Source organism: Clostridium ihumii AP5 (assembly GCF_000612845.1).
GTDB lineage: Bacteria > Bacillota > Clostridia > Clostridiales > Clostridiaceae > Clostridium_J > Clostridium_J ihumii.
The window spans coordinates 19,706-27,942 of the sequence record NZ_CCAT010000015.1; the positions used below are offsets into that span (position 1 = coordinate 19,706).

General features: G+C 28.9%; 3 protein-coding genes. All 3 read right to left on the minus strand.

Annotated elements, in window-relative coordinates; translation table 11 throughout:
* Positions 1-62: 62 nt before the first annotated feature.
* The 3 genes from BN346_RS20380 to BN346_RS03755 all read right to left on the minus strand — a co-directional run bounded on the left by BN346_RS20380 (position 63) and on the right by BN346_RS03755 (position 8,186).
* A complete protein-coding gene (locus BN346_RS20380) occupies positions 63-1,760 on the minus strand; it encodes a cell wall-binding repeat-containing protein (protein ID WP_051539985.1) in 1,698 nt (565 codons plus the stop codon).
* A gap of 475 nt (positions 1,761-2,235) precedes the next feature.
* Positions 2,236-7,353, minus strand: coding sequence for a M60 family metallopeptidase (locus BN346_RS03750; protein WP_051539988.1), 5,118 nt, complete (start codon positions 7,351-7,353; stop codon positions 2,236-2,238).
* 188 nt (positions 7,354-7,541) lie between these two features.
* A complete protein-coding gene (locus BN346_RS03755) occupies positions 7,542-8,186 on the minus strand; it encodes a pentapeptide repeat-containing protein (RefSeq protein ID WP_034439591.1) in 645 nt (214 codons plus the stop codon).
* Positions 8,187-8,237 lie beyond the last annotated feature (51 nt).

Genomic DNA, 8,237 nt, shown 5'->3' on the forward strand with positions numbered 1-8,237 from the left:
AAATAGAATATAAAGTCATAATTACAAAACACTATAATTTGTAATTATGACTTTCAAAAATTTTATTTTAATATTGATTTTAATGACTCTAATACATTTTTGCTTACGCCTCCACCAATTTGTATAATTTCACTTGAAGATTTTTTGCTTAAAACACTTTCTTGTTCTTTACTTAAATCATTATTAGATATTATTACTGGTGAACTATCCAGTGCAGCCACTGGACCTGCACTTAAAGCATCTACTAATTCAAATCCTTTAGTTATATATGCTTTATCTAATTTATCATCATAAAACTTTTCTATGATAATAGCATTAGTCTCATATCTAGTTTTTCCACCTAATCTATTACTACTTACATCATTAGAAGTTATCTTGTTAACTTCTGTAATAACTTTTTCACTTACAACTCCATCTCCACCAACTATGTATGCATTTTTAAGTTTTTCTGATTTTAACCACTGGTGAGTTTCTGATGTGATTTCATCTTTAGTTGATAAAATTATTGGCATATTTTCTTTTCCAGACACTGATGCTATAGATAATGCATCGGCTTCTCCAAATCCACCAGCTACTACTACATTTTCAACATCATAACAATTTTCATCTATATATTTTGCTATTGCTAGTGATGTTTCATATCTAGTTTTACCACCTAATCTTTCTATTTTATTTATTCCCACTTTATTCAATTTCTCTTCAATCTTCTTAGAAACAACACCTTCTCCACCGACTATTATGATATTATCTGCTCCTAACCTTTCAATTTCTCTTATAGTTTCATCTGGAATATCATTTAAGGTTGTAAGTAATATTGGAGCTTTTAAATATGAAGCAAGTGGTGTAACAGTTAAACCATCTGCTAATGAAAATCCATTTGTTATTACTACTGTGTTAGCTTTGTCAAACTTATATTTACTTAACTTTGTTGCAGTTTCATATCTAGTACTTCCTACTATTTCTTCAACATTTAATACATTTTTGCTCACTGTAACTGTTATCTCTTTTGTTGTTACATTCCCGTTATTATCCTTTACTTCATATATAACTTTATAACTTCCTTCTTTTGATGTATCTACATTATTTGATATAACCTTTATTGACTTTGTTATATCTCCATCTTCTTTATCACTAGCTGTTACTCCTAATAATGGATCAAATTTTTCATTCAATTTTATTGTAATATTGTCCGCAACTATAATTGGTTTATTATTTGTAGAACCTGATGTACCCCCTCCTGTTGAACCTCCACCTGACACTTCAGAGTAAGTAAATTCGCCATCACCTACATTTTGTAATGTATCATACGTAATTTCATTATATGTCATAGATACTGCTTTAAATGCATCATTTCCTTTGCTATCATTAAACTTTATGTTATATTTAACATTCTCTTTTCCATTAATTTTTATAGTTCCAACTTCTAAATCATTTTTATCATTTACTAAGTTTTCTTTTGATGTTACATAAATATCTACCGTATTTTCAGCTTCATTATATTTAACATTAGATTTTCCTTTAGTCTTAATATCATTAGACCACTCTATATCCTTAAAGCTAACATCACCTTCAATCTTCAAACTCATTTGAAAGCCTTTAACTTGTGATTCCATATCATCTATAGCTATAGCTATTTCATTTCCACTCTTCTGAACACGACTTAATCTTGAAATCGTTGCAGCATAAGCATCTATAGCGCTCATAGACATCATTGTTGCACTTATTAAAAACGTGCTAATCATTAATTTTATTTTCTTCATTATTCCTCCTACATGGTTCTAAATTCAAATTTTAAATAATATATTTATCAATTAAAAAAGTTTTTTCTTTCATCAAGAAACAGGAATTATTTAAATTAGTATTCCTTTGAAAATTGATTTAGAAAATCTTATTAATTTGTATTTTATTTTCAAGACCTGAACCCAAGGACGGGTTCAGCGACTGCCTAGACAGGACGTCGATTCAGCCGTTTAGTCTTGGAAATAAAATGACAAATTTATTAGAGTTTCTTTGAAATTTTTATGAATAACGTTTTAAATAATTACTTTTTCTTGGAATAACATTATTCTCATTTAATATTTAAATAATTGTACTTTTGAACTTGTTTCCCTATATAAGGTTCCAAGTTCAAATTTTAAATAATATATTTATCAATTGAAAAAATTTTTTCTTTCATCACGAAACAGGAATTACTTAAATAATTCCTATTTCCTCATATAACCTAATATTTTATTTTTAATCTTCTCTTCTTCTATAAGTTATTTCATTTGGAACAATTCCACCCTCTAATTCAATTTCAGGTAAGTTTTCTGGAATTTTAACTCTTAATGTATCACTTACAAGTCTTTGCCCCTCTAGTGTTTCAGCATTATCTACTCTATATAATTCTGCTTTTATATTAGATGTTAATAAATCTTTTTCTTCTTTACTTATCCAATATATCCATGTTCCACTACTAATTTGACCTAAGTGACCATCTTCTGGAACTTCTGCTAATATTATTTGTTCTCCACCTATAACATTGTTATTTTCATCTCTTAATAAAACAACATTAAATGCTGGATCTCCACGATACTCTCCTGTAACAACTATAGAATCCTTTGGAATATACTCATCTTCACCATTTCCAAATCTAAAGTCTTCTTTTAATATGCCTATTCCATTATCTGAAATTTCAACATTATCTCCTGGAGGTGCTATTATATCAACTTCCGCTGCTGATATAGCTTTTGCTCCCTTAGCTACAAGTTTTACATAAGATGTGTCATACGCAAAAAGTTGTTTTCCTCCATCTACACCTTCCTTATTAAAATAAACTAGCTCTGTTGGATTATTCTTATCTACATTAAATCTTCCAGTCTTAGCTAAAGTCCAATTTTCTTTATCATTACTTACATAAATCTCATAGTCTTTAATCGAGTTTTCTGCAATCCTATCAATTAACTTCTCTTCAACTAATGCAGTATATTTAAATCCTACAATTGATTGTTTATCATTCATTTCAATTATTATATTAGGGTCTTCATTTCCTTTTTTAGTTCCCTCATAGCTTGTTGAAATATTATCATCCTTAACTTTATTTATAGATGGATTATCCACTGGTCCACTTGGATTCATTTCTGTATTTTTATCTTCATCATTTGAAGTGTTAGTACTAACTATCCAATCACCTTTGTCTATTGCTCCATCATGAGAAATTTTTATCTCTCCAATTTTTACTTTTTCTGTAGAATTTAGTAGATAATCATATGCTACAACTTCATAGCTGAAAGCTCTATTATTAGCTGCACTTATTATATCTGTGTATTCACTTTCTGTTGTAAATGCAACTGGTACACCATTTCTATATATTTCATATCCTAAAATCTTATCACTATCTTCTGATACAGATAATGAAAGCTTTACTTCTTTAGAATCTTTTACATATTGTCCATCAGTATAATCTACAAAACTTGCAATAGCCTTAGTTGAACCTGACATTGGAGTTATACCTTGTAATTTCTTTCTTCTAGCTTCATCATTTAAATACTGAATTTGTTTTGTCTCTTTTTCATACTTTGAAACATATTTTAAAGTTTCTTCAGTTGGTCTTAAGCCCCACTTTATAAAGAAATCACTTAAATCTTTTCCAGCTGCATCACTGGCAAGTCTTATTAAAAGATTATCCTTATCAGCTTCCATAGTATTTTCTCTATAAAGTCTATTTAATTTAGCATAGAAAGACTGTCCATTTTCTAATAATGATTGGTTTGTTTCATTATCATAAGCTAAATGTAATTGCCAAAACATTCCTAGTGCTACAAACACATCAGATGGAACACCTATTGTTCTCGATGTAACTTTGTCATATATTGCTTCATATTTATTACTTGTTTCTAACCTTGATAAACTCTTATCATCAAAAGTTTGTGCAAGTAATGATAATATGTTGTTGCTTGTTTCTCCATAGATTCTATGACCTTCATCTATAACATGTCCTATTTCATGAGCAATTCCCCATCCAAATAAGCTACCTTCACTTAATGTTCCATCAACATTTTTAGTATGTGGTACACCCTTCATTAATGGCACAGTAGATCCATATTCAACACCTATATGTCCTGAGCTTGCATACATAAATGCACCATCAAACATTCTTGTATATCTTATATTTATACGTGATGATGGCATAGCATGCTTTGCTTCATTAGCATCTACCTTTCCATCATTGTTAATATCTGGATTTTCATATAATCCCTTTTTACCATAGGAAATATCCATAAGTTGTTCCCATGCTAATAATGAATTATATAATCTATTAACTTCATTTTCTTCTCCACTAATTCCTTCTGTAATTCCTTGTAGTGCAGCTTCTGCTGGAATTGTTAAAAGAACATTATCTGTAACTATCTCTGTGCTATTTAAAACACTAGTCTTTGGATCATACGAATATTCTTCTCCATCATATAAACTTTCTATATTATTTACATAATTTTTAAGCTCACTTATATATTTTTTAACTGTATTCTTAATTTCTGCTTCATTTTCTAGTCCTGCTACAGAAAGAACTGGAATTTTTGTTCCTCCACTAACTCTAATTTTTATCTCATTATTAGATTTAGATGTACTTGGATATCTAACATATACGGAGCCACCTCTTTCAGTGCTCATTGTTCCAATCTTAGGCACAGTAATTAAATTTTTACCTTTTTTAAGATTTTTTACTGTAGTATTCCATTTCCCACTTTCAGGATAATACTGAGTAAATACTAATTCTGGTATCACATTGCCTTGAGTACCTACATATACAGCTATCTCTTCTCCTGCTCTTGCTGATATTCCTAGTGGCTGATAGTCATTAAGCTGCATAGCAAATCCTAAGTGACCATTCCTACCATTATTTATGTTTTGATCTACAGTTATTATGTCATTAGATATTTCTTTATCTTGTAATATATTTTTTGCTAAACTTAACTCAAATAATATGTTATCTCTATTTGGATGATATTCATCACTATATTCATCTTTTGTATTAATACGATTTTCTAATTCTTCTATATGCTCTAGAGTTACATCTTTATTTAATTCAAGAAGCAAATCATCAGTAAATAATGCTCTTACATCATCTTCTATACTGTCATAATGATAAAACTTAAGTTCTGATGCACTCATAGTCGCTGCATATGCACGGTGATGCTTAACTTGTATCTTTTTCGCATTTACTTTTGGGAATTTAACACTATACACACCTTTTTCAAGTGCGCTAACAGTTATTTCATTTTTAGAAAACTCTCTTTCTACAAGTGTACCATCTTCACTTTCTTCCCAAACTTTTACTGCATGATTAACATACATAGTTCCATAATCGCCATCTCGTCTTGCAACATATACCATTCTATCCATTTCATATGCTTCATCAAATGTTACTATTGGTCCATTAAATCTATTACCACCAGCATCAGTCCAATGAGTAGCATAATCATTATCTACTACATTAAATTTATTAAATCCCTCTGGATATTCATTTGGATTATACCCACCACTATATTCAACATCTATTATGTGATTAGTTGTAATACCTTCTCCATTTGGTGTATTTAGTAATTTATAATTCGTTGTTTTTGGTGCTGTTATTGTTGTTGTTTTAGCCTTATATGTTTGAGACTTTTCACTAACCCCTATAGAATTATAAGCTGTTAGATACATTTCATATTCTGCTTCATCTTCTAAATTTTTTATAGAATATGATGTTGATGTAATTCCCTTAACTTCTTTAAATTCAGAATCTCCAGTTTTCTTATAATATAAATTATATCCTTCTGCCTTTTTATTTTTACTCCAAGACAATGCAACTTCTCTATATTTACCCTCTGCATTAATGCCTTCTGGTGGTGCTGGCTTTTCAGTTGGTACTGGTGTTCCTATAACTCCGTCTGAATATCCGCTACTCCACTCCTCATTTAACGATTGAACACTTAATGTATAGTTTGAAAAATTATTAAGTTTCTCAAATTCAGCTGAATTTTTACTAGTTTGTACTATTTTTGTTTCTTTAACTACACCATTTTCTATTAATTCACACTTAGCTTCATATCCTGTAACATTTGTTTCTTTATCCCAAGTTAATGTAAGTTTTTCGTTTTCTGCTTTAACCTTTAAGTTTTTAGGAATATTCATCTCTGGTTCTGGAACTTTATCATAAACATTATTTAAAAATTCTACTTTTCCAATCTCAGTAAGATTATTATTGCTACTTGTTCCTGTTACAACTATTTTTACTTTCTTTACAGCTACTTGTTTACCTAAATTTATAACTATTGATCCATTTACTGTATCATCAGAAAAACGTGCTATATTCTTTGCTGTTTCTTCTAAGTTATAATTTACAGTTTGTTCAGTTCCATTTTCATCTACAACAATAACCTGACCTTTTGTTGGCGCTGAACCTAAATTTTGAGGATTAATTCTTATTTGCTCCATTTGAACTATATCATTAAACTCCATCCCTATTTCTACAGGACTCTCCTCTGATATAGTATCTGTATTTTCTATAATTACAGCTGAACCATTATCTACAAATATATCTTCTATACTACCTTGTTTTATAACGCCCTTACTTTCTTCTAATTTTATAGTGTTGGGATTTATAATTGCATTAGTATTAACTACAGCTGCTCCCTTAGCATTTACATTTAAACTATTGTGGACATAAGTTAAATCTGTTAAATCTACTTTCCCATCTCTATTTAAATCATATTTCTTAATTAATTCTGAATTAGTTGTATCTATATTATTTAATAGTAAATTATAATCTTCATCATTCACTATTCCATTTTCATCTATATCTCCTGGCAAAAAAACTCCATCATTACTTATAGATATTCTCTTTGAATAATTTTCAATATCTACATTATCTATATTTACACTTTTAAATCCTGTTCCATTTAAATTTAAATTATACTTATCAGTAGGTAAATTGTAGAATTTAATTGCATAATAGTATACATTTAAATCTTCTTTAGTAACTTCACTACCTTCATGATTCAGCTTCCTTACTTTATATGTTATTTCCTCACCATTAAAAGTCACTTTTTCAACTTTTTCAACTTCTTCTGAACCTGCCCCACCTAATGGCAATACAATAGAATCACTACTACTATTAAGTGTAACTTTAATATCAGTCGACTCTTCTGTTGTATTTCTTATTGGCATCTTAAAGTTAATATCTACTTCTAAATCTCCCTTTAATTTAACAGGCGTTGTTTTAGTTTCAACTTCTGTTACATGTTCCCCCACATTTGTTTCAGCAAATACTGGCACACTATATGACGTTATTAATGCCATAGCTACCAACCCTGCAACTACTCTCTTCATTGACTTCCCTCCTTAGTTTAGAAATTCATCTTTTTTGGTAATTTTATCTATTTAAATTGTCGAAATTTGTATTATTTACTTAATATTTTATTTTGTTTCGTTACATCTTTTACACTTTGTTAATAATTATGATTATTAAATATAAAAAGATTAGACTGATTATCAATCTAACCTTTTATTTCCATTTGTTATTTTATAATTACCCCTAATAACTTAGCTAGTTCAATTGCTTGTAATGCCGATACCCTCGCTCCTTTTAATTCATTACCTGAAAGAAGTATTCCTGAAATATCACTATCTGAGAAATCTATATTTTTTAATTTTGTATTCATAAATTCACATAGTTTTAAATCACAATATGAAAATGATATTTTACTAAAGTTACATTCTGTGAAACTTGTACTTTCCATATTACATTCTTCAAAATTTACTGATTTAATCTTTGAAAATGAAAAATTTGAGTATTTAGCCACATTATTTTTAAAGTAAACATTCTCCATACTACATCCAGTAAAATTGGCACCTATTAACTTGCAGTCTTTAAATTCTACTCTATGTATACTTCCATCTGAGAAATTAACATTTGATAAATCACAGTTTTCAAAAACAACATTACTTAAATCTACTCTTTCAAATGTACATTCATTTAAAATTACATTTTTAAAATAACACCCATTAAACTCAACACCACTTTCTTCTATATAATCCAAGGTTTCTTCCTGTATTAAGCAATCTTCTAAATATTTTTCTTCACTTATAGCTTTTCCTATATTTTCACACTTGTATAACTCATTAGATATATTTGTCTTTAATAATTTATATAAATCTGCCATATGCTCACCCCTAATTAATATTTATTTTGTACATATATAGGGTTCCAAGTT

Bases quoted from the DNA above. Each gene is read 5' to 3' on its own strand.
- BN346_RS03755 (WP_034439591.1), bottom strand. From the start codon at position 8,186: ATGGCAGATTTATATAAATTATTAAAGACAAATATATCTAATGAGTTA.
- BN346_RS03750 (WP_051539988.1), bottom strand. From the start codon at position 7,353: ATGAAGAGAGTAGTTGCAGGGTTGGTAGCTATGGCATTAATAACGTCA.
- BN346_RS20380 (WP_051539985.1), bottom strand. From the start codon at position 1,760: ATGAAGAAAATAAAATTAATGATTAGCACGTTTTTAATAAGTGCAACA.